At 38.0% G+C, this 22,861-nt stretch carries 32 protein-coding genes; 24 read left to right on the plus strand and 8 right to left on the minus strand.

Annotated features, from left to right (window positions below; all coding sequences use genetic code 11):
- The first annotated feature begins 6 nt into the window (after positions 1-6).
- Positions 7-816, plus strand: coding sequence for a hypothetical protein (locus tag FZC41_RS15965; protein WP_148568453.1), 810 nt, complete (start codon positions 7-9; stop codon positions 814-816).
- A gap of 6 nt (positions 817-822) precedes the next feature.
- Here FZC41_RS15965 and FZC41_RS15970 read toward each other — a convergent pair whose 3' ends face one another.
- From FZC41_RS15970 to FZC41_RS15980, 3 genes are read right to left on the minus strand one after another with little or no spacing between them, the layout of a single operon-like run.
- Positions 823-2,160, minus strand: a complete 1,338-nt coding sequence (locus tag FZC41_RS15970) for an MATE family efflux transporter (RefSeq protein WP_148568454.1) — start codon at positions 2,158-2,160, stop codon at positions 823-825.
- A 51-nt stretch (positions 2,161-2,211) separates the two neighbouring features.
- Positions 2,212-2,805 carry an MBL fold metallo-hydrolase gene (locus FZC41_RS15975; RefSeq protein ID WP_148568455.1) on the minus strand — a complete coding sequence of 198 codons (594 nt, stop codon included), beginning with the start codon at positions 2,803-2,805 and terminating at the stop codon, positions 2,212-2,214.
- A 19-nt stretch (positions 2,806-2,824) separates the two neighbouring features.
- Entirely contained in the window at positions 2,825-3,394 is a 570-nt protein-coding gene (locus tag FZC41_RS15980; protein ID WP_148568456.1) for a TetR/AcrR family transcriptional regulator, read from the minus strand.
- Positions 3,395-3,881: 487 nt separating this feature from the next.
- On the opposite strand from FZC41_RS15980, the gene FZC41_RS15985 reads away from it, so the two are divergent.
- From FZC41_RS15985 to FZC41_RS15995, 3 genes are all read left to right on the plus strand, one after another.
- Complete coding sequence (locus tag FZC41_RS15985) at positions 3,882-5,048, plus strand: DUF6710 family protein (protein ID WP_148568457.1); 1,167 nt, start codon at positions 3,882-3,884, stop codon at positions 5,046-5,048.
- 178 nt (positions 5,049-5,226) lie between these two features.
- A complete protein-coding gene (locus FZC41_RS15990) occupies positions 5,227-5,589 on the plus strand; it encodes a NifB/NifX family molybdenum-iron cluster-binding protein (RefSeq protein ID WP_148568458.1) in 363 nt (120 codons plus the stop codon).
- Between the two features lie 126 nt (positions 5,590-5,715).
- Positions 5,716-6,117, plus strand: coding sequence for a hypothetical protein (locus FZC41_RS15995; protein ID WP_148568459.1), 402 nt, complete (start codon positions 5,716-5,718; stop codon positions 6,115-6,117).
- A 340-nt stretch (positions 6,118-6,457) separates the two neighbouring features.
- Here the strand turns inward: FZC41_RS15995 and FZC41_RS16000 are convergent, their stop codons facing one another.
- The 5 genes from FZC41_RS16000 to FZC41_RS16020 form a co-directional block, all read right to left on the minus strand.
- Complete coding sequence (locus FZC41_RS16000; RefSeq protein WP_148568460.1) at positions 6,458-8,374, minus strand: recombinase family protein; 1,917 nt, start codon at positions 8,372-8,374, stop codon at positions 6,458-6,460.
- A 16-nt stretch (positions 8,375-8,390) separates the two neighbouring features.
- On the minus strand, positions 8,391-8,834 hold the full coding sequence (locus FZC41_RS16005) for an ImmA/IrrE family metallo-endopeptidase (RefSeq protein ID WP_148568461.1): 444 nt from the start codon (positions 8,832-8,834) through the stop codon (positions 8,391-8,393).
- Positions 8,835-9,013: 179 nt separating this feature from the next.
- The gene (locus FZC41_RS16010) at positions 9,014-9,535 is read right to left on the minus strand and encodes a hypothetical protein (protein WP_148568462.1); all 522 of its coding nucleotides are present in this window, start codon (positions 9,533-9,535) and stop codon (positions 9,014-9,016) included.
- A gap of 136 nt (positions 9,536-9,671) precedes the next feature.
- Positions 9,672-11,150 carry an SNIPE associated domain-containing protein gene (locus tag FZC41_RS16015; protein WP_243136748.1) on the minus strand — a complete coding sequence of 493 codons (1,479 nt, stop codon included), beginning with the start codon at positions 11,148-11,150 and terminating at the stop codon, positions 9,672-9,674.
- Positions 11,151-11,206: 56 nt separating this feature from the next.
- On the minus strand, positions 11,207-11,602 hold the full coding sequence (locus FZC41_RS16020; RefSeq protein ID WP_148568463.1) for a helix-turn-helix domain-containing protein: 396 nt from the start codon (positions 11,600-11,602) through the stop codon (positions 11,207-11,209).
- A gap of 181 nt (positions 11,603-11,783) precedes the next feature.
- Between FZC41_RS16020 and FZC41_RS16025 the strand changes: the two genes are divergently transcribed.
- The 20 genes from FZC41_RS16025 (at position 11,784) to FZC41_RS16110 (ending at position 22,850) form a co-directional block, all read left to right on the plus strand.
- Positions 11,784-12,023, plus strand: coding sequence for a helix-turn-helix transcriptional regulator (locus FZC41_RS16025; RefSeq protein ID WP_243136750.1), 240 nt, complete (start codon positions 11,784-11,786; stop codon positions 12,021-12,023).
- 13 nt (positions 12,024-12,036) lie between these two features.
- Positions 12,037-12,195, plus strand: a complete 159-nt coding sequence (locus FZC41_RS17425) for a hypothetical protein (protein ID WP_170254032.1) — start codon at positions 12,037-12,039, stop codon at positions 12,193-12,195.
- 16 nt (positions 12,196-12,211) lie between these two features.
- Positions 12,212-12,961 carry a phage antirepressor KilAC domain-containing protein gene (locus tag FZC41_RS16030; protein ID WP_148568465.1) on the plus strand — a complete coding sequence of 250 codons (750 nt, stop codon included), beginning with the start codon at positions 12,212-12,214 and terminating at the stop codon, positions 12,959-12,961.
- A 139-nt stretch (positions 12,962-13,100) separates the two neighbouring features.
- Positions 13,101-13,646, plus strand: a complete 546-nt coding sequence (locus FZC41_RS16035; protein ID WP_148568466.1) for a helix-turn-helix domain-containing protein — start codon at positions 13,101-13,103, stop codon at positions 13,644-13,646.
- A complete protein-coding gene (locus FZC41_RS16040) occupies positions 13,615-13,797 on the plus strand; it encodes a hypothetical protein (protein WP_148568467.1) in 183 nt (60 codons plus the stop codon). The genes FZC41_RS16035 and FZC41_RS16040 overlap by 32 nt, the downstream gene beginning before the upstream one ends.
- A 108-nt stretch (positions 13,798-13,905) precedes the next feature.
- Positions 13,906-14,136, plus strand: a complete 231-nt coding sequence (locus FZC41_RS16045) for a hypothetical protein (protein WP_148568468.1) — start codon at positions 13,906-13,908, stop codon at positions 14,134-14,136.
- 151 nt (positions 14,137-14,287) lie between these two features.
- Positions 14,288-14,452, plus strand: coding sequence for a hypothetical protein (locus FZC41_RS17430; RefSeq protein WP_170254033.1), 165 nt, complete (start codon positions 14,288-14,290; stop codon positions 14,450-14,452).
- A gap of 15 nt (positions 14,453-14,467) precedes the next feature.
- Positions 14,468-16,444 carry an AAA family ATPase gene (locus tag FZC41_RS16050; RefSeq protein ID WP_148568469.1) on the plus strand — a complete coding sequence of 659 codons (1,977 nt, stop codon included), beginning with the start codon at positions 14,468-14,470 and terminating at the stop codon, positions 16,442-16,444.
- A complete protein-coding gene (locus tag FZC41_RS16055) occupies positions 16,426-17,241 on the plus strand; it encodes a hypothetical protein (RefSeq protein ID WP_148568470.1) in 816 nt (271 codons plus the stop codon). The genes FZC41_RS16050 and FZC41_RS16055 overlap by 19 nt, the downstream gene beginning before the upstream one ends.
- Before the next feature lie 3 nt (positions 17,242-17,244).
- Entirely contained in the window at positions 17,245-17,949 is a 705-nt protein-coding gene (locus tag FZC41_RS16060; protein WP_148568471.1) for an MBL fold metallo-hydrolase, read from the plus strand.
- Positions 17,950-17,965: 16 nt separating this feature from the next.
- Positions 17,966-18,709, plus strand: coding sequence for a hypothetical protein (locus FZC41_RS16065; RefSeq protein ID WP_148568472.1), 744 nt, complete (start codon positions 17,966-17,968; stop codon positions 18,707-18,709).
- Positions 18,702-18,926 (plus strand): hypothetical protein, encoded by a 225-nt coding sequence (locus tag FZC41_RS16070; RefSeq protein ID WP_148568473.1) that lies wholly within the window; start codon positions 18,702-18,704, stop codon positions 18,924-18,926. The genes FZC41_RS16065 and FZC41_RS16070 overlap by 8 nt, the downstream gene beginning before the upstream one ends.
- A complete protein-coding gene (locus tag FZC41_RS16075) occupies positions 18,919-19,332 on the plus strand; it encodes a single-stranded DNA-binding protein (RefSeq protein ID WP_148568474.1) in 414 nt (137 codons plus the stop codon). Before FZC41_RS16070 ends, FZC41_RS16075 begins: the two co-directional genes overlap by 8 nt.
- Positions 19,333-19,446: 114 nt before the next feature.
- The gene (locus FZC41_RS16080) at positions 19,447-20,343 is read left to right on the plus strand and encodes a DUF4373 domain-containing protein (RefSeq protein ID WP_148568475.1); all 897 of its coding nucleotides are present in this window, start codon (positions 19,447-19,449) and stop codon (positions 20,341-20,343) included.
- A complete protein-coding gene (locus tag FZC41_RS16085) occupies positions 20,340-21,161 on the plus strand; it encodes a DNA adenine methylase (protein ID WP_311135831.1) in 822 nt (273 codons plus the stop codon). Before FZC41_RS16080 ends, FZC41_RS16085 begins: the two co-directional genes overlap by 4 nt.
- Positions 21,158-21,376: a helix-turn-helix domain-containing protein gene (locus tag FZC41_RS16090; RefSeq protein WP_148568476.1), complete on the plus strand. Its 219-nt coding sequence runs from the start codon at positions 21,158-21,160 to the stop codon at positions 21,374-21,376. The genes FZC41_RS16085 and FZC41_RS16090 overlap by 4 nt, the downstream gene beginning before the upstream one ends.
- Positions 21,360-21,695: a hypothetical protein gene (locus FZC41_RS16095; RefSeq protein ID WP_148568477.1), complete on the plus strand. Its 336-nt coding sequence runs from the start codon at positions 21,360-21,362 to the stop codon at positions 21,693-21,695. Before FZC41_RS16090 ends, FZC41_RS16095 begins: the two co-directional genes overlap by 17 nt.
- Positions 21,692-22,117 carry a hypothetical protein gene (locus FZC41_RS16100; protein WP_148568478.1) on the plus strand — a complete coding sequence of 142 codons (426 nt, stop codon included), beginning with the start codon at positions 21,692-21,694 and terminating at the stop codon, positions 22,115-22,117. Before FZC41_RS16095 ends, FZC41_RS16100 begins: the two co-directional genes overlap by 4 nt.
- Positions 22,114-22,461 (plus strand): hypothetical protein, encoded by a 348-nt coding sequence (locus tag FZC41_RS16105; RefSeq protein WP_148568479.1) that lies wholly within the window; start codon positions 22,114-22,116, stop codon positions 22,459-22,461. The genes FZC41_RS16100 and FZC41_RS16105 overlap by 4 nt, the downstream gene beginning before the upstream one ends.
- Positions 22,458-22,850, plus strand: a complete 393-nt coding sequence (locus tag FZC41_RS16110; protein ID WP_148568480.1) for a RusA family crossover junction endodeoxyribonuclease — start codon at positions 22,458-22,460, stop codon at positions 22,848-22,850. Before FZC41_RS16105 ends, FZC41_RS16110 begins: the two co-directional genes overlap by 4 nt.
- The last annotated feature ends 11 nt before the right edge of the window (positions 22,851-22,861 follow it).

Raw genomic sequence — 22,861 nt, forward strand, 5'->3', positions numbered from 1 at the left:
ATTTTTATGAGCACATATATTGTAGAATTATTAATTCAAACTGTTGTTGAAACACTTTGGCTTACCGGAGCGATTATATTAGTTGGGTTGTTCCTTGAGGTCATACAAAAATATACCATGCGAAATTTTCAAAATAGCTTAGGCAGAAATACTGTATTGGTAACAGGTATTATCGGCACGCCGATTCATGAACTGAGTCATGCTTTGTTCGCATTATTGTTCGGGCATAAAATTATAGCTATAAAATTATTTCAGCGACCGGATCAGGATGGGGTAATGGGCTATGTTAATCACTCCTTTAACAAAAGAAACCTGTATCAGAGAATTGGAAATTTTTTTATCGGGGTGGCTCCAATTTTAGGTGGAATACTGGTTATTGTAGGATTGATGTATTTGCTGATTCCCCAAGCTTTTACAGCGTATACAAACATACTTGCGGGGAGCTTGAATACTCAGACAATCGGAGATATTAATCTGGCAGAAATTGTAAACAGCTATTGGGGTTTGATAAAAACGATATTTTCATTAGGAAATTTTCAGAGCATCGGTTTTTATATATTCTTGTTTTTAGCCATATGCATATCAGCCCATATGTCATTGAGCTTTGCAGATATAAAAGGAAGTTTCGATGGTTTGCTGTTCATATTTTTGATATTGCTTTTACTCAATGTTTTAAATTTACAACAGTTTGCTATACTTCCATTAAATTTGGTTCAGTACAATATTATCGCAACAGGCATTCTGATGATCAGTGTCATATTTTCTGCGGTTGCTTTTTTAATCAGTTTAATACTGAGATTGGTAGTACCGAGATAAACAGATTTATTGATTTTCACTCAATGGATAGGATTCAATTTTTTTAATCCACTTTTTACTACGTAATCGATAGATACACCAGACAGATTTAATAATCTGGTCAATTTTCAGAAGGGTGTATATCCAAAATGCTGGCAAGTGCCAGACCAAACCGGCCAATGCGCCTAAGGGAATGGAAGCAACCCACAAGAAGATAATGTCGGCCACCATTAGAAACTGAGTATCCCCGCCACCTCGGAGCACCCCTTTGGTTAAAATGCTGTTAGTTGACTGAAAGATAACAATAAAACCGACCGCAAACATCAGTTGCGATGTGAGTTGTTGGGTTTCTTCCGTAATGTTGTAGCAACTGATCATGGGTTTGCTGATCAGCCATATCAGCAGAGCTCCAAAAACGCCCACGGCAAGCCCTAAATACAAAAAGGTCACCCCTTGTTGCTGGGCCTTTTCCTGATCCCCGCGGCCCAGAGTGTGTCCGGTCATAATGGCACTGGCATTAGAAATCCCCTGAATAAAAACAGTGCTGAGCTGCTGGGTTACCATGGTGATGGCATTGGCCGAAACGAAGCTGACCCCAAGCCTGCCGATAACCATGGTTACGGCGCTATTGCCAAATGCCAGCAAGGCGTCACTCACCAATACGGGAATGGCAACCTGAAAATATTCCTTGGAAATATCTCGGCATCGCAGAAACAAATGTCCGAGTCGATACCGGATTCTTTTATCGATAAAAAACAAATAGCCGCAGATAAAAGAAAATTCGAAGATTCTGGCAATGAGTGTGGAGAGGGCAGAACCTTCAATACCCATTTGGGGAGCCCCGAAATTTCCGAAAATAAACAGATAGTTAAAGAAAATATTGATTAAAAAAGCACCAATGGATGAGAATAAAGGAAGTCTTACCTGACCGACGCTCCGCAGAACAATGGTGGATGTAAGAGATAGCCCCAGCAGCGCATAACAGGGAACCGACCATTTGAAATACCGGGCTCCATATTGAATAATTGTCGAATCCGTGGTGTAAATACCCATAATCGTCTCTGGTGCGAAAAAGGTCGCTAGGGAAAAAACAAGACTCAACACAAGACAGATCCGAAGCATGACGGTAACCGTCTTTCTTAACGAATTTAAATCCCGCATTCCCCAGAAACGCGATGTCAGAACAGAGGCTCCCATGCCAATTCCCATGCAGCAGATCTGGAAAATCATAATGAACTGATTCGCCAGGGACGCCGCCGACAATTGCATTTCGCCGAGAGCTCCCACCATCAAGGTGTCGGTCATATTCACACCAATGGTGATTAAGCTTTGTAATGTAATTGGAATGGCAATAGCAGCCACCATTTTATAAAATGATTTTTCTTTTATTAATTGATTGGTCTACCTCCAACTATTTTACAGTATAATTTCCTCTTTGGGTGCTAAGATGAGTCTTCCTTTTGATACAAAGCTTTGCGCTTTTTTTTGATCAAACAAGGCGCCTGGCTTCATATGAATGGGAATGGTGTGGACAGCGCCAATGAGTTCTGCGCAGTGGGAGGCCTCCGCCGGGTCCATATTAAAAATTCCGTCGATGGGCAACAAGGCATAATCGATTTTTTCTTTTGAAAGAACATCTCTCATATAATCAGTCAATGAAGTATCCCCGGAAGCATAGATTTTAATACCATCCAGTTCGATGAGATAACCGACACAATGGTTTTTATCGTGCTTAGCATTATAAGCCGGTACCGCCTGAATGGAAATGTCATCAATCTTGCGGCTCCTATAAACGCGGTCGGTCAGAATGCTTTCCGGACGTAGGACAGTACAGCCTTTCTTTTGCTGCAGCAGCGACAATTTATTATGGTCGGGATGTTCATGGCTGATCAGCACAATGTCTGCTGGTAAATCGTAACCTTCTCCAGCGAATGGATCCACATAAATAACAATTCCATTGTCTGAAACAATCCGGTAGCTGCCATGGCCCTGATATAATAATTTTCCCATAGTCGTTCTCCAATCTTTTTTAGTTATTATAGCTATTTAGAATCAAAATATAACCTTTAATCATTTTCTCATAGCTTATGTCAATATTTGCATCGTGTCTGCGGAAAAAACCAGCCTCTTCCATTTCCACAAATCCATGTATGGCGCTTCTTAAGGCTCTTGAAAAATGGATCATGTCCACTTCATTCAGAGCATATTTCCTTAAAATCGCGATGATCGGCTCCACCACCTGGGCTCCCGATTCTTTTAATTGATCATCTTCCGAGGAGGGTAATTTAATCACTGCTTTATATAATTCTGGATTTTTTTTTGCAAAGTCCCGGTAAGCCATGGTTAAGGACATGAGCGCTTCATCCCGTTCTTTTCGGGCAATTGATTCTTCCAGGATTAGATGCAGCCGGCTGACTGCAAGGTGGGATACTTTTGAATTGACTTCCTGAATGCCTTCAATATGATTATAAAGTGATGCGGTTTTTACCCCAAGTTTTAAGGCCAGCTCATTCAAAGAAAAATGGTCATATCCCTTTTCTTCAACCAGTTGAGCAGCAGTTGAGATGATTATTTTCGAATCCAAACCTTTTTTTGCCAATGAATGATCTCCTTTACTAAAACTAATGCTATTAGTTTTAGTCTAAACTAATGTTTTTGTTTTGTCAAATACTTTGATACGTATTACAAATTCTGCAATTATATCGTAAGAAATTAAAATAGACAAAGTTTATGATTGAAATTCAAAAATCGAGAAAGATAATGAGCAGTTAAATACATATTTACTTAATAATGTTCTTTTTTTCAATGTTTAGTATATAATAGAATAAATAAGATTTTCGATCAGTTAATTATTGCGAAATAAACATGTATGAGTCATAAAAAGAGCTGTTGTATCAAGAAAGTTTTGAGCTACAGACGCAAACATGATAATAACTTAAGAAAACAGCAAATAAACTGCATAGTACCGACAAGAACTCGTGTTTTCAAAAAAGTCGAAAAGCACGAGCTTTTTATATATTTTCAATAAAGCATGTATATCATCTATAATTGAAAATATAGTGTAAAAAATGGGGAGAAGAAAAGCAGTGAAAGTATCTAAAGCACGCAAATTAAAAGGCATATTGAAATATTGCGACTGCAAAGGGTGCGGAAACAAACGTACAGCAAAGATTCATGACATCCGAGATAATGTGTTCAATGTTTGTAACCGCCACAAAAGAGAAATGTCGATTCGGTATAAAAGAGAAGCAGTTTCTAAACTCGTTGAGTTTTATAACGATTATCGCAAATGTCAAAGTGATCCCGTTTATGATGCTTGTGGGCATCATTATGCGTACATAGACAATCTTTTGAATATCAATTGCAGTCTTCAAAAAAAAGATTATGTAACGGCCTATGTCGAATTGCGTGACTTGTTGTATGACAAATCCTGTTTGCAAAACCGCGTTTATTATCCCTTGATGCAAATGTTGAAAAAGAACCTAAGCAAAAAACATCTGCGTACATCGTCTAAACAGAAACCAATCATCCAGAAATCAAAAAAAATTGACCAAGAGAATTATCTTTCCGATCTTGAATCGAGCGCCATGAGCAGAAAAGAAAAGAGGCGTGAATTCGATTATGTGATGTTCCAAGTTAACTGTTTTTTATGTGTCGAGCCGGCGCACAAAAAAGACATGGCTAAAAATGCGAGTACTAATATTGAGACGGTTGTGAATTTAATTAAAGATGATCTCAAATACGATCTTTATACGGTAAATTTGGACAGAAATGACACTGGCAGAATGGCGTTCATTCCGCATCGCTTCAGAGATGAAAATGGACTGTTTCGCACAACTAAAACGAACACTAAAAATGATCTAAATATTCATTTAAACACCAGTGATAGCGTGTTTTATACACAGGCCACGCCATATTATTCAAAAGACGATGCCGGCTGTCAAGTGGCATATTATCAATACCTTGATGTGTTCCAGATAAGGAATTCAAAAAAATTCGATACAACTGAAGATATTCAGAAAACCGATGTCATTCAGTCAAGATACATCTATAATACCACCCGGATGTTTGCCCATGTACGGACAAACGGAAGTGAATGGATTAATGTTCATAATGATAAAATTATTGCCGATGTTTTAGATTTCAGAGTGGCAATTTTATATGCACTTGCTCGGATCAAATATTTCATTGAGCGATGTGGGAAGGATAAAAGAAAAATAGAAGAGGTTTTGATAAGCAGCTTTGATTGGTAGATAGCCATGAAACGTGAAATATTTTGAGAATATATGCTATTTTAAATAATACCTTGTGTTGCATTTTTTTGAATGATTATTTTAGTTATTGACATATGCTATTTATGTATTATAATAGTTATATAAATGACATATGTCAATTATATAACTATTAATAAATTTTATCGGAGGTATTATTATGAAAATCGCATTACCAACTTGTCAGAATTCAATTGATAGCCATTTTGGCCACTGTGAGTATTATACTATTTTTACAATTGATGACAGTAGTAAAGAGATACTTAATCAGGAAATATTCGCATCCCCGGCTGGATGTGGCTGTAAATCCAATATTGCATCAACACTTTCAGAAATGGGTGTAAAAGTTATGCTTGCCGGCAATATGGGTGAAGGGGCAGTAAATGTTTTAAATCGATCGGGCATTGAAGTATTACGGGGATGTTCAGGGGATGTTAAAGAAGTAACGCTTAACTGGCTTTCCGGTGCTGTGGTTGACTCTGGAGAATTATGTCATGAACACGAGAGTGAATGCCATAATTAATTTACAAACGATAAAAGGCTGTCAAAATTTATTGACAGTCTTTTATCGTTTTTGAGCTAAAGAACTATTGAAATTTCTATAAATCTCTTATATCATGTAGAGATAAAAGATATAGGAGAAGAGAAAATGAAAAGAAAAGTGTTGATAGTCGTACTAAGTGCGGTTCTAATAATGGGATTGTGTGGATGCGGAGTAAAGAATCAGATCGTCGGTAAATGGGAAATGGGAGATCCGGATAATATTATAAATTATGAATTTACATCCGACAACAAGGTCATTCTTGATCAATGCAACGATGATGGAACCTGGGTACGCTGGGAATACACCTATGAATTAAAAGAAGGTCGACTGTTAAGAACAAATGGCACCTATACAGCAAATGGTGTAAGTACAAAAACAGACGACCAGTTGCCGGTAATTTACAGCATCAATGGTAATACTCTGACTTTAGAAGCCCTTTCTCACCTAGGCAAAGCACAATTTACTAAGGTAGATGAATTTACATACAAGAATCCGAATATTGTTTAAAATAAATAAGGTGAAGCAATAAGAAACCGTCATAATCGACGGTTTTTCTTAATTTGAACATTCGTATTAGCAATATCATTCTTTTTTGAAATATTTTAGTGTATAATAGAAAGAAAGATGAATTTTATGATCAGTTATTAGGAGAAATAAATATAAATGAGCAAAAAAAATATTACAAACCATAAACCGATAAAGAATATCAAAAGCTACTCTATAAAAACTTTCGGATGCGCAAACGTTAATCTAAATATACATAAATCTTAGCCTGTTTTATGGCATAGCATCAACGAATACAAGCATTTCCGAAAAATATTGAAAGAGAGAATCTTCTCTCTTTTTTTTAGTTGCTCGTATCATCAGGTAAAATGTATTGTTTATTCCTCCCATCGCGCATTAACACGAGCTTTTTACGCCTTACCAAGGACCTGATCGCGGTTTCAGATACGGTTGAATCGCATCCGGTAATAGTGCGCACCGTCTTTCTATCAATGGACCCATATTTTTTTACGTGGCTTAGAATTGATACTTGATGTTTATCCAAAAACACGTCAATGTTTGAAATTGCTTTGTTCGTTGAATCAGGTTTGTAAATAAAAGAATGGACAAGACCATTTCTAAAAGCAATTGACTGGACCGTGTTGTCTTTTACAACAATCTTTGAAATTAAATCATGGACAATTTGGTGTAGCGTTTCAATACTGATATTTTCTATCAAACTTTCAAGGGTAAAAGTTATTTTTTTATTGAGTAGAATATCACGTAGCACAATAATACTGTGAATGAAAATTTCATGATCTATATTTGGCTGAGACACCGATTCAATGTGTTCATTTTTTTCTTTTGATTTCAAGCCTAGTATTTTCTCTTGAAATTGCTTTTTCTTGATAAGAAAATCTTTCTGGCTCATGGTTTCCTCTGAAAAAAGAAAAAGCTCTTCCAACCTGTTCAACGCAGTTTCGTATTTTTTTATTTCATCAGAAATTGAATTGCGAGGCGGCTGAGTTGTTTTTCTGATAGAACTATTTTGCTTTTTATATTCTTTTGATCCCAAGGGAATGCAAAGGTATTTTTTTGTAAGCTCAATACTTTTAGCATCGATCGATTGAACATTTAAAAACGGGATCCCGCTAAGAAGAACCTTTTCGATAGTGCTATTCCGAATTTGCGGTGTAATTCGTTCTGTCAATTCGCAGTAGTTTGCTAAGTAATTAAAAATAAATGGGACAAGTGTTACGTCGCCAATGGTGCCGGTACACTTTCCACCCGATGCGATACCTGTGCAATAATAACGTGAAGGCGTTATCCCATCCAGCCGTTTCAAACCAGCACTGGATATATAGATCCGCCCACAGTTCCCGCAAAAAATAATCTTTGAAAAAATGTGGATCTTCCAATTTTTCCGTTGCTCCTGGCTGTTGCCTCTAAAATTTGAATCCATTATGCCCTGGACTCTGATAAATTGCTCTTTATCAATGATAGCCGGGTGATTATCTTCGACTTCAACCCATTCATCTTCGTTCTTCTTTTTTCCTCGCGCTGATGCCCTGTAATTGTAGCGATAAGTTCCAACGTAAAAAGGATTTCGCAAGATATCTACAACTGCTTTAGATCCCCAATTTCCGCCGCGCTTTGTTTTGAAGTTGTTGTCATAAAGGTACCTTGATACTTTATATGAAGACTTTGTTTCTTCGTATAGATCATATATATACCGTATCAGCTTTGCTTCTTCTTCATTAACAACCGGATAATCAAGGTCCTTGTTCATATCAAAGCCGAGCGGCGGGTTGGCACCATTCCACATTCCTCGTGAAGCACGGTCGATCATAACGGACAAAACCCGTTCACCAGTCAGCTTTCTTTCCAGCTCTGCAAACACTAGGATGATTTTGAGCATGGCTTCACCCATGGCACTGCTGGTATCGAACTGTTCATTTTTAGAAATAAAAGCGGTATCGTATTTCTTAATTTCCTCATACATCTCACAAAAGTCAATGAGGTTTCGGCTGATTCGGTCAATCTTCCAGACAATTATGTGGCTAAATTCACACCTTCTCACTCTGGCCATCATCTCCTGATATTTTGGGCGATCGGTATTCTTCGCAGAGAACCCGGCATCCTCGAAAATTTCATAATCATCAATGTTTAGAGCGTATTTTGCGTAGTTTACAAGCTCATCCCGTTGGAAGGGGAGACTATCTTTATCAATCTGCATTGACGTGGATACGCGGACATAGAGCGCTGCTTTTTTATCTTGCATTTTTATCACCTTCTTTTTAATGATATTGGCATTCGTCGCAAAGCTTGTAACGATTTAGGACCTGTTCAATAGGCACTCCATATTTGTCTGATAATTCCCACTCATCCATCCGCTTTATATCTTTTTCAAATATTTGCGGCGGCATGGTAAAATATAGTGCAAAAGCGTCTGCGACGGCTTCGTGTTTGCTAGGCATATCGATTCCTGATTTTACTCTTCCATGGATAATGATATGGCCAAGTTCATGAGCTAATCCATATCGACAAGCACTCATTGTTTTATATTCGGGCATAATTAATTCATTCCTAAATATGCAAGGGTAATTGATTCCCGCACAATTAACGATTATGTATCCTTCATCAGTTATTATATCTTCGATTGAATAGATTGGAATTGGCAGAGACAGAATATGGCAGCGATGCAGCGTTTTAATTGCATCTTTTTTTGTTATTTTATACAATAATTAACCTCCGTTTTTTAACGAACGCCAAAACAGAACGTGTGTTCTTTGTATTATAACAGATAATTTAAAATAATAAAAATTAAGTTAGAGTAAATTATTGTGAAGAATTTAAGAAGAAAGGGGAGGTGAGATACTCCCCTGCAAAATATAGTGGAATGAATGCAAGAAGTGCATTTTTATCTTATTAGCTTTCCGGCACAGGATAAAGTTAAATCTTTGTAAATCAGATTATCTAATAGCATTGCTTTTTCAACGCCATCTTCTTTAAAGTTTAAGACAACTTGTCTTGTGTCTTTTGTTGTAGTCGTTGATTTAACTTTTTTTCGGCCTCCAACTATTGCGCCAACTGGTCCAAATAATAAAGCGCCACCAGCCGCACCGCTCAAAGACGTGCCACCACCTTTTACAGACGTGCTAGTTGTTAAATCTCCGATCTGTGCAAACCCGATTATATCTGACTTTGGTATTGTAATCCGTAATGGATCACCAGTTTGTGACTTTGAATTGCAAAAGCAGATGTTTTTTCCATCGCTCCAATAGTATATTTTCCTTTGAAGTGGTTTGTTGTAGCCCTCGTAATACCTTATTTTCTTTCCTTTTCCAGGAATATTGAATTTTTTTCGTCTATTACTTTCCATTACACTGGACAAAACAATCAAGCCAACTATTACAATAATAATGAATATAAACGTTCCCATTTCTTCCTCCTAAATATAGTTTAGTTAAAGTATATACCTGCCATTGGCAAGATGTAAATCTATAATACGTGCAAAATTTAGATAAAACATCGCGATTTATTAAAGTTTATTAAAAGCTTCAATAAATGTAAAACAATTAAGCCGATTGATATTCCTTTTTTAGCATAACGCTTTCTCTATATTGCTCAGCTTCAGGTATTTTTAAAAATTCAACTGTTTTGTCATAATTTTTATTGACGACTTCTTCTATTTCATCGAGCGAAACACGGAAGAATTCTCGTCTCTGATTGACCATGTTTACTTTTTTATGTTCAAAAGCTTGATGCAATGCACTTTCCAAAGTTGGAGCATCATCAGAGAATATCATTGCATGGAGATCAAAGTTGAATGGAACAGACGCATCACCTAATTCATTTACTCTGTCGAGAGGCTCCAACCTTCTTGTCATGCCAATTTTATAAACATCTTCTCCAAATGATCCGACGTTTGAGATGACATAAACATATCCAGCCCGCTTATTTGCTTCTCGATAATCTAAATCTTCAATGGCGGCATCAATATCTAAGAGTTTACCCATCAATTCTTCTTTTTTAGTAAGAAGCTCTTCACTAACATTTGTAGACCCTGCAATCTGAATTTCAACACGTTCCAAGGCCGTTTTGTAATGCAATTGCTCTTTCACAATATTTTTTCTTGTTTCTTCCAACTCTTTCTGTAATTTAGCTTCTTCTCTCAGCGCTTCACGTTCTGCCTTTGCTGTTTCTTTTTCCTCTTGCTTTTTAATCGCATATTCATGACAAAGCCTTAATTCTTCAATTTTCAAATTATAATAATCGTTTTTTATTTTGATACTCATGGCTTTATTTAATTTTTCTAGAGATTCTCTTGATTTTTGAATCCTTTTTTCTATTGAAACGACATTATTGAATTTTACACCTGAAATCGCGGCATCACACTCATTATTGAAAGACCGTAGTACTTGTTTTACGCTGTCTTTTACCATCCGTTGCCCTTTTTTTAAGTCCCCGTCGAGGGTCATCCCAGTTGAGTATGTTGTGGCTGTATCGTTTTTTATTAATTGCTTTTGGCTGTATCTGTTAGCAGTTATATGGTCTTTATATACTTCGGAAGACATTAGATTATAGACTGGAGTGTAGACCCCGAAACTTTGATAAAGAATTTCATCATCAAGTTGTATGATATCTTCTTTTAAAGACTGGGCCTTTTTAATTAGTTCACTGATTTCTTTCTCTTTTTCTGTTTTCCTGATTAATAGTCCCGATATATCATCATTTATTGTTTTACGTTTAACTTCTAATTCGGCAATAATAGTACGCTGCTTTTCAGCTTCCAACATTTCAGGCGTCAGCATCGTTTCTAACTTGTTGTTCTTTTCTTCAATAACTGTTAACTGTTCTTTTAGGCTGCCAACGTCTATTTTATTCTGCTCACCCTCTATTAGCAACGAGCCCACTATCTTCTCATATTTCACTTTCATCACGGTAAAAATAATTGCTACTACCAAAACAGGCAAGCCTACAACAAAAACAGAACCTGCTACCCCTAGAATATACATTCCAGCCAAAACCCATGAATTAAAATACCACTTTTTCATTTTTACCCCCATAGTATAAAATTTGCATATAAAAAAGCGGACCTCAATAAAGTCCGCTATTTTTTCTCATTCTTTTCTCTTAAGGCCCGCTGGCCTCTTATAAGGTTTAAAATAGTTCTGATTTCTTCTTCTGACCAATCTTCACGATCTTGGAATTCCATTGATAAACCCGTCTCATCTAAAAATTGTTCTAATTCTTCTTTATAATTATGTTCGTTGTAAAGATCCTGGTTTACGTCACGGACTGGGATGGGGTCGTCGGTACGACCGAGAAGATAATCAGTGGAGACGTGGAAATAGTCAGCCAGTTTGCGGAGTGTTTCGGAATCCGGCTCATTACGATCATTTTCAAAATGCGAATAAGCCCCACGTGTGACGCCTAATTCGGCTGCGACTTCTTCTTGAGTTTTATCTAGATTTTTTCTAAGTGATTTTAGTCTGATACCATACATTTTTTATACCTCGTTTATCCTTTTGAACAATTGAATTTTATCACAAATAAGATACAAAAAGTATCACAATTTAAAATGATACATAATATATCAAAAAAAAGCTTGACGATACAAAATGTATCATGTATAATTCTATCAACAAGTGATACAAAATGTATCGAATGGAGGTGATAATGTGAGAATGACTTTAATTGAAGAAAGAAAAAAAAAGAATCTTTCCCGTAGGGAAGTTGCTGAGAACGTAGGACTAGCTGAGATAACAATAAGAAAAATCGAGGAAAGCAAGAGAAACCCTAGTATCAAGACAGCAAGGAAATTATCAATTTATTATGAGAAAACTCTAGACGAGCTGTTCCCCGATATTTTTTTACTGCCAAATGATACAAAACGTATCAAACAGAAAAACACAAAAGCCAGTTGAAAGGAGCAAAACCATGAAACGGAAACAAAAGAAAATCTGGGCATATCTCGATGGTAAGAAACTGGTTGAAGTGATCCAGGTGGCACTCGACAACAATATGACGGTTGCTGAATGTAAGGATTTACTGATTAGAGAAAACCCGGGATGCGAAATCACTTTTAAAATTGAGTAACCAGAAAGGAATAAGCATGAATGATTTAATTAAAACTCATGAAAACGAAAACGGTGAACTGGAAGTAATCGGTCGAGAACTGCATGAATTTTTGGAGGTGAAGGACAACTACACAGACTGGTTCAAAAGAATGGCTTGTTATGGGTTTGCTGAAGGGCAAGACTTTATCGGAAAAATCCGAGAAAGTACTGGCGGCCGCCCCGGCACAGATCATCGTATGACGATCACCATGGCAAAAGAACTTTGCATGCTCCAGCGAACGGACAAAGGCAAGCAAGCCCGTCAATACTTCCTGCAATTGGAGCAAGCGTGGAATACACCTGAAATGGTAATGGCCAGAGCAATAAAAATTTCCGCGCGAGTTATCGAAGAAAAAGACAACGTGATCAAGCTACAAGAAAAACAAATCGAAGAACTCAAACCCTTGGCGGCTTACGTCAGAACAATCCTCAACAACAAATCGTTGGTGACGGTTGAGCAGATCGCACAGGATTACGGTATGTCAGCTCAAAAGCTAAATAAGATGCTCCATTCGCTGCATATCCAGTATAGGGGCGGAAATGGCCAGTGGATCTTATACCAGCAACACAAACCATTCGGATATGTTCACAGTGAGACGATCTCTTTCAAGAGAAGTGATGGGAGACCAGATAGCACCATGCACACCAAATGGACCCAAGAGGGGCGGATGTTCCTGTATAAGAAATTGAAAGAAAATGGGATATTGCCATTGATTGAGCGTGATTTTGAGGAGAAAGCGATATGAAAATAACAAAAGGGAGTAAGAGGAAAAAATCGAATTATGCGCTGAGCATTAATGAAGGGTGGCGATAGCAGAGGGGTTTAAAAGAAAACTTGCGGAATTGTTTCTTTCATAAATTATACAACGGGAGGAGGGAAAAAAGTTGAAGAAGCAAAGCACAAACATGTATGAAATCCACAGGATAAATGCAGGATTAAAGCGATTTGAAGCAGCCGAAAAGCTAGCCATATCAGAGAGATCGCTTGACGACTACGAAAACTTTAATTTTATCAAGGGCACTGGTAGACGACCACCCGATGATGTGGTGATCCAAATGGCGGAAATCTACAAGGCACCGCACTTACCGAGGCAACATTACTATGAAAATACCGAGATTGGCAGGAAAGAGTTTATAAATATTATGCTATTGGATTTGAGAGAAGCATTTTTGAAATTTCAGTGTGAATTATCAGATATTACATCGATGGAAATCATTGCAAGAAATATGGTGATCGACAATCAAATAACTGAAAACGAAGCAGAAGAAGCAAGCCGGTTTGTGAATGAGTTAAAGGAATTAATCGAAGCGGCAACGTCGCTGCAATATTCACTGATTTCTAAGAATACAGGAATTGCATTAAGGGAAATAATCATCAATGAAAGGAGACCTATAAGCCATGATAGAAAAAGATTATACGCGCGGATTTAAACCTGAAGTTCAAAAGGAAACTTTGAGAAAACTAGGATACGACACACCAGAAAAGATAATGGAAGCATACAATCGCCCATTTAACATTGCAATGTTTGTTGTTCCAATTGAAGAAGTCTTAGGTAAAAAGCAGGAGGACGAAAGTGCTTAGGCAAAAAGAAAAACACCCGTGGCAACGGATGTCTTCGAAATTGAATTCATAAAATGTTTTAACTAATCATAGCACGAAATACATTAAAAATCAAGAAGGAGAAATATCATGGATGTTCAGAATTTATTATCAAAGCTGACTGGAAAGAAAGAAGCATATAAGACGGTGGAAGCAAAAACAGGGTTCTTTAATTTTTCACAAAAGGCCAGCATTGGATTGGCGCTGGAAATTATCGACGAAGTCATTGAAGAGTTAGAAGAAGTCAGCGGTATCAAGGCGCCGGCAAAACCAGAGCACCGCAAAGTGGTCCATATCGACAACCAAAGGATGGTGAGGTAATGGAAGGGCGAGAGAAATTATCCAAAATCCTGTATGTAAGCCGAAAACGTGAGTGTGACGAAACGAAGGGAAATGCGGACGCATTTAAATTAATGATCGCTAAGTTTAGAACAGCAAACGGAATGAAACCAGAAAGTGAAGGTAGCCGATTATGATGCATGAAAGACAATGTACGGTATGCGGAATGATTTTTGATGTTGACTACCCGGCCGACGAAAAAACGTTCAGATGCTGCTATTGCAGCCAGCCAATGGCCTTAAGTAGGGCAATGAAAAGTTTGAGAAGAATGCAGCGAAAACTGTATGTTTTCAACTAGAAAGAAGGTAATGAAATGAAATTAACGTATTTAAAGCTTGAAAACTTTCAAGGTATCAAATCCCTGGAAATAACATCGGATGGCACCGATATTGAAGTCAGAGGCGATAACGCTACAGGGAAAACGACAATTGGCAATGCCATTACCTGGCTACTATACGATAAGCCATTGGGCGGGGAGAAGAATTTTTCTCCAAAGACACTAAAAAGCGATGGATCTGAGGTTCATAACCTTACTCATGCAGTAGAAGCAGTTTTCAGAGACAACAGTGGTGATCTTAATATTCGGAAAGAACTTAAAGAGATCTGGACAAAAAAACGGGGGACGGCAAAAGATACCTTCACTGGGCATACGACCGATTATTACATCAATACCATCCCGGTCAAGGCGGGCGAATTTGCCAAGAGAATTGAACAGATTTGTGATCCAGAGAAAGCCAAAATTCTAACAAGCCCGTTTTATTTCCCGGTTGATCTGAAATGGACCGACCGCCGTGAGCTGCTGCTAAGTGTTTGTGGAGACATAACCGACAAACAAGTTATTGCATCAAGTACCGAACTCTCACCGCTGAGAGACGTTATAAATGGCGAAAACGGTACAAAATATACCATAGATGATTATTTAAAAATAGCAAAATCACAAATGGTGAAAATAAACGAAACGATTAAAAGCATCCCGTCTCGAATTGATGAGGCTGAAAAAGCAAGACCGAGTGTTGAAGATATATACCCGAAAGTGTTTGAACGAGAAATCGCCGAGCACGAGGATGATATCGCCGAATTGCAAAAGCAGAAGTTGAATCTGGAAAATGGCAAGGTTGATGAATCGTTGCTTGAAAAGAAGAAAGAGATCAATAACCGAATCATTCAAAAATCAACCGAGTATGCCAATTTACAGAATAAGGAGAATACTCAGCAGGCGGATGCCCTGATTGAAAGTGCAAGCCTGGTTAAGAATGCTGAAATTACTTTCGCTAATCAAAGAAAAAAAGTACTCGAAATTGAAGCCACAATCGAAATTAAACGAGAACAGCAGATTAAATTATCAGAAAAATACCACGAAATTGCATCGCAACAATGGGAAGGTGAGACAGTATGCCCGACTTGCGGGCAGGAACTTCCGCCAGAAAAGATTGAAGAAGTAAAAGCCGCTTTTAACCTAAGTAAATCAAAAAGACTTGAATTAATTAATAAAGATGGCTCTGAAAATTGCAGCAAAGCGATACTGGAAAAGTTAGCGGTTAACCTTAAATTAAATGAAACGATCCTCGCTAAAGCCAGCGAAGAACTCAAAGAATTGCAGCAGGCACATCAGGCAGCCCTTGAGTTAGTAAAAGAAACGGTTCCTTTCTCAGAAACAACCAGAGGCAAGCAATTGCAATCTGAATTGGACGAAATTAGTAAACAGATCAATGAGCCTGATAAAGATATTGCTCCTCAGATTAGCAAATTAAACGTTGAAATCAATGGTATTAAAGCAAATGTAACTGTTTTGGAAGACAAGCTATCTGATTACAGAATCGCAGAAAAGCAGGAACTACGCATTGCAGAGTTGAAGCTTCAGGAAGAAAATTTATCCGCAGAATATGAAAAACTGGAAGCCAATATTTACCTGTGCGAACAGTTTATTAAAACAAAGGTATCTATGTTAACAGAGAGTATCAATAACCGGTTTAAAAATGTTCGGTTCAAACTGTTCGAGGATCAAATCAACGGCGGGCTGAAAGAGTGTTGTGAGGTTTTAGTGCCTTGTAAAGAAGGGCTTATCCCATTCAGCACAGCGAATAACGCCGGAAAGATTAACGCCGGGATCGAGATCATTGATGCCTTATCAAAGCATTGGGGCGTTGAAATGCCACTGATCGTGGACAATGCAGAGAGTGTCACTCAGTTATTAGATACAGATTTACAGGTAATCAAATTGATTGTTGATGAAAAATACAAAGAATTACAAATTAATGGAGGTATGGAAGAATGGCAGAAAACAGCATAATTGTAGAAAATGGAGTGGAAAAGAAACCACGGAGAGAGCTGAAAAATATTAGCTTTAATGATGGTATTTTTTCAGGAAGCGATCAATTTTCAGCAGCAATGAAAATGGCGATGTACTTATCAAAAAGCACGATTATTCCTAAGGAATTTCAAGGAAATGAAGGAAATATCTTGATCGCGCTTGAAATGTCAAACCGCCTTGGTGTCGGATTGATGATGGTAATGCAAAATTTATATGTAGTCAATGGCCGACCATCGTGGTCATCGCAATACATCATTGCCATGATCAACAGTAGCAAAAAATATAAAACAGAACTCCAGTATCATATGGAAGGTACTGGTGACGATTTGAGCTGCTATGCATATGCCGAAGATTATTCAGGCCATGAAGTCAAAGGGCCAACCATAACTATTGAAATGTCAAAAAAAGAAGGTTGGTATGGGAAAAACGGTTCGAAATGGCCAAATATGCCAGAAATTATGATCAAGTACAGAGCGGCTTCATCATTTGGACGCATTAATTGCCCAGATATGATCATGGGAATCTACTCCACCGAAGAAGTGGTGGATGGAATGGTTGATTATCAGATTTTAAATCCGGAAGAATCAGTAAAACAAGAAATTGAAAGTAATGCGAATTCCCAAACCCTTGATTTTGACAATACGGACAATAAAAAAGAGGCAATGCCAGAAAAGGATAAAATTAAAGACAAAATAACACCAGAAGAAATAAAAGCAATTGAGGAAGCGGAATTGGAAACTGAGCAAGATGATGATCTTCCGGATTTCATGAAATAAGCCATGGATGTCTTAGTAATAGCAAGTAGCAGCAGAGGGAATGCCTATCGTATTAGTGACGGGCAAACCTCCCTGCTTTTGGAATGTGGGGTACCGATCAGGGAAATTCAGAAAGCGTTGCAATTTCAGCTACATAAAATCGATGGGTGCTTAATCAGTCACGAGCATATGGATCATGCTAAGGCCGCAAAGGATCTGATAAAAAAAGGTATGGATGTTTACGCAAGTCTAGGAACATTAAAAGCGCTTGATATCATGTCAAACCATCGAACACATCACTTATTTGCACAAAGAGCTTCAACCATCGGCACATTCAATATTTTACCATTTGATGTTCAGCATGACGCGGCAGAGCCATTGGGATTCCTGATCGAAAGCATAGTAACCGGCGAACGACTTTTGTTCTTCACCGACACTTATTATTTGAAATATACCTTTGATCGTTTATCAACCATTATGGGGGAATGTAACTATTCGACGGAAATCATCAAGGAAAACGTAAATAACGGAAGTATCCCAGAGGCTCATAAAAATCGGGTTATACGGTCGCATATGAGTATTGAAACATTATTGGAATTTATAAAAGCGAATGACACCAGCCAGTTAAAAAAGATTTACCTCTTGCACATGTCAGATGGAAATTCAAATGAGGATGAGTTTAAACGGCGAGTGCAGGAAGTAACAGGCGTGGAGGTTGTGGTTTGTTAAAGAAAGAAGGAAAGAAATGAGTATTGAAAACGCAATAAAGGACGTTATTTCGGAAAGTTTGGAATCAGGAATGATTGAACGGCTGGTGGCTGAAAACCTTGAAAAAGGTATAAACAAATCATTGGAAAACTTGCTGGGTAGTTATGGCGACGTCACGAAGATCATCGAGGGAAAGATCAAGGACGTTATGGTGAAACAGCTGGAAGGTTACGACTTTTCAGAATACCTGGTTAAATTAGATTGCGTATTGACTGAGATTCTTAAAGAAACTTCTTTCGACAATAAAAAGATTCTTGGTAATTTCAAAGAGTTGATGGCTGAAACAGAGATTCCTAAAGTTGTCAAGTTGTCTGGTATCTTCAAAGAATTCAATAAGTTTGTTGCAGAAAAAGTTGATACAAGTGAATTGGAAGTTAACTTCGATGATGGCCCTTCATATGAGCTGGTCAACACCACAATGACAGTAGAATATGAGGAAAAACCGTCTTGGTCAAGTTCAAATTTTCAATATGCAAAGGTTATTTTTGAATGTGAAGAGGATGAAAACATTAACTTCTTTATCAGTATTTCAAAATTTATGGAGTACCCATGGTCTTTGTCTGTGGCAATTGACAGTTCAATTGAATCGTTGCGATATCTCGATGATTTGAAGATTTATTTGCTGAAGATTAAACAGAGTGGCGCAAAGATAGAAATTGATTCGGAATACCTAGAAGACGAAGTGAGTCCTGAAGAAGAACCAGAGGCAACATATGAATAAAATAACAGCAGAATTTTCAGATGAAATGAAAATAACAGTTGAAATCAACGGTAACGAATATTCAGAAACGTGGTATCAAGTGAAACCTGGTGTATCTAAAACAAGAGAGAAAAAAGGAATCTCCGATCAACTCGAAGCAGTCGGGTTTGACGAATTAGGTGAGATTATGGCTAGTTCATTTTTCCTACATGACATTTGGGAGGCGCTCAATGAATAAGGTTATCTTGATCGGCCGCCTCACCCGTGACCCAGACGTAAAGAACACAACATCCGGCAAGACAGTAGCAACATTCACCCTAGCCGTCGACCGCCGTTTCAAAAATAAAGATGGTCAAAAAGAAGCGGATTTTGTGCCAATTGTGGTATGGGGGAAGCAAGCCGAAATAGTACAGCAGTATCTATCAAAGGGCAGTCAGATTGGCATATCAGGACGATTGCAGGTAAGAAGTTACGACGACAACGATGGCAAACGGCGATATGTGACAGAAGTCATCGCTGAAGAAGTGAACTTCATTGGAGGGAAGAAAGATAGTGGCAGTCAAAGGCAGGTTGCCGAAGGGCCGCCGCTAGGTTTAGATGATGACTTCCACTTGATGGCAGATGACGATGATATCCCGTTCTAGCCAATATTGATTCAACTTTAAACCGCTTTTAGCACAAATAAATAAAGTATTCCAGTATTCTATTTTAAGTTAAAAGCGGTTTAGATATAAAAATAAACTGAACGGAGGCAACCCGTGAGCAGGAGTAAGGAAGATAGCCTTAAATGGTTCCCGCTTGATGTTACTTTTTTCAGTAATCGTAAAGTAAAGATCTTAAAAAGTCGTTACGGAGCGGATGGGATCACGCTTTATCTTTACATCCTGTGTGAAATATACGGGGGTAAAGGATATTTTATCGAATTGAATGAAGACTTAATATACCTCATGTCAGATGATCTGAATATGAGTGATGAAAAAATAAGGCAGATACTGAAATTCTTATATGAGCGGTCACTACTGGTACAGATTCAAGTTGATGAATCCAGCACACTTTTCACTTCGGACACTATCATAACTGCTGAAGGCATACAGGAACAATATCAAACGTCAACGAAGCTGTTGAAAAGAGATGTTGAAATTTATCAAGAATTATGGGTTTTGCCAGAAGATAAAACCCTTAATCATATTAAATTCGTCCATGATGATATAAATCCCAGAAAAAAGGACATTAATCCAAGAAAAAAGACAATAAATACCGGAAATAATGCACAAAGAAAAGAAAAGGAAAATAAAGGAAATAAAAGTAAAGAAAAAGAAGAACCGGGGGCGTTTTTAAAAGATCCTTCTATCAATGTTTTATTCCTTGAATATTTAGATGTTCGTAAAGATTTAGGATGCAGTAACTCAGATCGAGAGGTTGAGATCTTAATTAATAAACTTTCAGATCTAACCAAAGAGCAACAGAAGCAAACTATAGAGGATTCAATTTTAAATAGGTGGAAGGGATTCTTCCCGAAGATCAGCAAATATCCTAATAAAAAAAGTAAAGAGGCGATGCCAGAAATGACAGATTCGAGAGCGCAAGCCTATAAAGACATGGAGGTCCAGTTCACGGAGGACCTGTGGCCAGAGCTGGAGAACACGGAGGAATGATGAAAGCGGTATTAAAATACCCGGGGAGTAAATGGAAATCCGCTGACTGGATTATTGATAATATGCCAGATCACCATTCATATGTTGAACCATTCTTCGGATCTGGAGCTGTGCTTTTTAAAAAGGATCCATCGAACATTGAGACAATCAATGATTTGGATGGTGATGTTTTTAATCTTTTTAAGGTAATCCGGGATAACCCAGAGGGTCTGGCCAGAAGTATTTCCATGACGCCGTACTCTCGCCAAGAGTACGATCAAGCCTTTGAAGGTGATGATTGCATAAACGAAATTGAAAAAGCTAGAATCTTTCTTGTGCGATGTTGGCAAGGCCATGGCTTCCGGACAAACGGTTATAAGGTTGGCTGGAAAAATGATGTGCAAGGCCGAGAATCGGCTTATGCGGTAAGGAATTGGTACCGGCTGCCTCAATGGATAATCGATGTTACTGATAGGCTTAAACAAGTCCAGATTGAGAACAGGCCAGCATTAGAAATTATCAATCGGTTTAGATACGAGAATGTTTTAATTTATTGTGATCCACCTTATTTATTATCAACTCGTACAGCAAAACAATACAAACATGAAATGACGGAACAGGATCACATTGATTTATTGCAATGCCTCGCAGACCATCCAGGTAAAATTATTTTATCAGGATATGAAAGCGAATTATATAACGATTTATTAAGAGGATGGCACATTGAAAAAAGGTCTGGATATTCTGAATATGCTGGGCAAAACAAAACCGAAGTAATCTGGATGAATTATAAGCCAGTTGACCAGATATGTTTTGATTTTATAGGAGCAATGAAATGACAATCGGCGAGTTAATCAAGAAAGAACGTACTCGATGCGGAATGACGCAGGAGGAATTAGCCCTTAAAGCCGGCATTACTGGAAGAACCATCAGTTATTACGAGAACGGTCAGAGAGATCCTCAAATGATCACATTTGGCAGGGTACTGGGAGTTATGGGAATTAAGATTCAGTTTGTGAGGATGGAGGAAGAGAAATATGAAAATAGATTGTAGCATTACGGAAAATTATTTAAAAGAGAATGGCAGACGGTATAAAAATACTGATGTACGCATGAGATTAGCTCAATTTACAAGTAAAGATAATATAAATTCATCAATAAGCGATTTACAAGGCTGGTCAGACGCGCACCCACGGAAAACATACTTAGAGGATTTACTGGAAAAATATCCAAGTATTAAATTAAGCGATTATGGGGTTCCTAAATTTTGCCCTAGCGTATTGGGGTATCAAAAAGAAGTATGCCCATTTGGCCGCTGTAATGCTGAGGTTAGCACTAAATGCTGGAACCAAATAATGGAGGATGAATCATGAGCGCGAAAATAAAAAAATATACCTGGGATTTTAACCCGGATGCAGAAGTGTGGCACAACAATACTTTTGACACAGTAGAGGAATGCATTGAGGATGCGAAAGCAGCTGTTGAAGATGAAAATTCAGAATTTGAGGAAAAACACGACGTTATTTATATTGCTGAGACACGTCAATATATACCAACCGTTGATAGCGGAGCAATTGAGGATATGTTCGCGACAATGGCAGACATTGCAAGTGATGAATATGGAGAACTTGGAAGCGAATGGGAACCATACGACTATAGAAAAACCGATGAGGTAGAAGAGTTAAGGGTAAGCATTGATGCAGTTGTTATGGCATGGCTAAAAAAGCACGACCGATATCCTGATTTTTATGGGCTTGATAATATTGAAGAATATCCGCTGGAAGCGCAGTCATGATTTGCAAAGCGAAAGTTAAAGAAACGGCTACGGGATGGCAGAGTGAGTTAATCGGTATAAATTTATTAGTCGCAAAACAAGGCGAAACATACCAATTATTGGAGGTTGAAACAATATTTATAGATGAATTCGCTGGAATAATTTGGGAAAAATACGGCGATGAAAATTATACGGATGATGTTTGGATTGCAGGGATGAGAATTAGCCGAAAAAAAACGCTTAAAGAAGCTTGTCCAAACAAAAGAGAATTTATGGATTCTGTTCAAGAAAATTGCGAAGGATTTGGCTTTACAGACGATGAAATCGAAATATTGGATAGCCGAGCTTTGGAGGCAAAAGTATGAGTAGCTTCAGCAATGGCATTTACTCTTTCTTCATCCCGGGGAAATTGCCGGGCTTGAATGAATACACTCGCGCCAACCGAACCCACCGGCAAAAGGGTGCAAAGCTTAAAGACGAAACAGATCAATATGTCGCATATTGTGCGATGAATAAGCTCGGAGGCATCCAGATCAGCAACCCGGTACATATCAAATATATATGGGTTGAGCATGATAAAAAAAGAGATCTCGACAATATCGCTTTTGCGAAGAAATTCATTCAAGACGCGCTGGTCAAGATCGGTGTACTGGAAAATGACGGATGGAAAAATATTACCGGTTTTGAGGACCATTTCGAGGTTAACAAGGATAAACCCGGTGTGTTACTAGAAATCGTCGAGGTGGAAGCATGAAAACCAAATGC

Source organism: Acetobacterium paludosum (genome assembly GCF_008086595.1).
GTDB lineage: Bacteria > Bacillota > Clostridia > Eubacteriales > Eubacteriaceae > Acetobacterium > Acetobacterium paludosum.

Bases quoted from the DNA above. Each gene is read 5' to 3' on its own strand.
- FZC41_RS15965 (WP_148568453.1), top strand. From the start codon at position 7: ATGAGCACATATATTGTAGAATTATTAATTCAAACTGTTGTTGAAACA.
- FZC41_RS15970 (WP_148568454.1), bottom strand. From the start codon at position 2,160: ATGGTGGCTGCTATTGCCATTCCAATTACATTACAAAGCTTAATCACC.
- FZC41_RS15975 (WP_148568455.1), bottom strand. From the start codon at position 2,805: ATGGGAAAATTATTATATCAGGGCCATGGCAGCTACCGGATTGTTTCA.
- FZC41_RS15990 (WP_148568458.1), top strand. From the start codon at position 5,227: ATGAAAATCGCATTACCAACTTGTCAGAATTCAATTGATAGCCATTTT.
- FZC41_RS15995 (WP_148568459.1), top strand. From the start codon at position 5,716: ATGAAAAGAAAAGTGTTGATAGTCGTACTAAGTGCGGTTCTAATAATG.
- FZC41_RS16000 (WP_148568460.1), bottom strand. From the start codon at position 8,374: ATGCAAGATAAAAAAGCAGCGCTCTATGTCCGCGTATCCACGTCAATG.
- FZC41_RS16010 (WP_148568462.1), bottom strand. From the start codon at position 9,535: ATGGGAACGTTTATATTCATTATTATTGTAATAGTTGGCTTGATTGTT.
- FZC41_RS16015 (WP_243136748.1), bottom strand. From the start codon at position 11,150: ATGAAAAAGTGGTATTTTAATTCATGGGTTTTGGCTGGAATGTATATT.
- FZC41_RS16020 (WP_148568463.1), bottom strand. From the start codon at position 11,602: ATGTATGGTATCAGACTAAAATCACTTAGAAAAAATCTAGATAAAACT.
- FZC41_RS16025 (WP_243136750.1), top strand. From the start codon at position 11,784: ATGACTTTAATTGAAGAAAGAAAAAAAAAGAATCTTTCCCGTAGGGAA.
- FZC41_RS17425 (WP_170254032.1), top strand. From the start codon at position 12,037: ATGAAACGGAAACAAAAGAAAATCTGGGCATATCTCGATGGTAAGAAA.
- FZC41_RS16030 (WP_148568465.1), top strand. From the start codon at position 12,212: ATGAATGATTTAATTAAAACTCATGAAAACGAAAACGGTGAACTGGAA.
- FZC41_RS16040 (WP_148568467.1), top strand. From the start codon at position 13,615: ATGATAGAAAAAGATTATACGCGCGGATTTAAACCTGAAGTTCAAAAG.
- FZC41_RS16045 (WP_148568468.1), top strand. From the start codon at position 13,906: ATGGATGTTCAGAATTTATTATCAAAGCTGACTGGAAAGAAAGAAGCA.
- FZC41_RS17430 (WP_170254033.1), top strand. From the start codon at position 14,288: ATGATGCATGAAAGACAATGTACGGTATGCGGAATGATTTTTGATGTT.
- FZC41_RS16050 (WP_148568469.1), top strand. From the start codon at position 14,468: ATGAAATTAACGTATTTAAAGCTTGAAAACTTTCAAGGTATCAAATCC.
- FZC41_RS16055 (WP_148568470.1), top strand. From the start codon at position 16,426: ATGGCAGAAAACAGCATAATTGTAGAAAATGGAGTGGAAAAGAAACCA.
- FZC41_RS16060 (WP_148568471.1), top strand. From the start codon at position 17,245: ATGGATGTCTTAGTAATAGCAAGTAGCAGCAGAGGGAATGCCTATCGT.
- FZC41_RS16065 (WP_148568472.1), top strand. From the start codon at position 17,966: ATGAGTATTGAAAACGCAATAAAGGACGTTATTTCGGAAAGTTTGGAA.
- FZC41_RS16070 (WP_148568473.1), top strand. From the start codon at position 18,702: ATGAATAAAATAACAGCAGAATTTTCAGATGAAATGAAAATAACAGTT.
- FZC41_RS16075 (WP_148568474.1), top strand. From the start codon at position 18,919: ATGAATAAGGTTATCTTGATCGGCCGCCTCACCCGTGACCCAGACGTA.
- FZC41_RS16085 (WP_311135831.1), top strand. From the start codon at position 20,340: ATGATGAAAGCGGTATTAAAATACCCGGGGAGTAAATGGAAATCCGCT.
- FZC41_RS16090 (WP_148568476.1), top strand. From the start codon at position 21,158: ATGACAATCGGCGAGTTAATCAAGAAAGAACGTACTCGATGCGGAATG.
- FZC41_RS16095 (WP_148568477.1), top strand. From the start codon at position 21,360: ATGAAAATAGATTGTAGCATTACGGAAAATTATTTAAAAGAGAATGGC.
- FZC41_RS16100 (WP_148568478.1), top strand. From the start codon at position 21,692: ATGAGCGCGAAAATAAAAAAATATACCTGGGATTTTAACCCGGATGCA.
- FZC41_RS16105 (WP_148568479.1), top strand. From the start codon at position 22,114: ATGATTTGCAAAGCGAAAGTTAAAGAAACGGCTACGGGATGGCAGAGT.
- FZC41_RS16110 (WP_148568480.1), top strand. From the start codon at position 22,458: ATGAGTAGCTTCAGCAATGGCATTTACTCTTTCTTCATCCCGGGGAAA.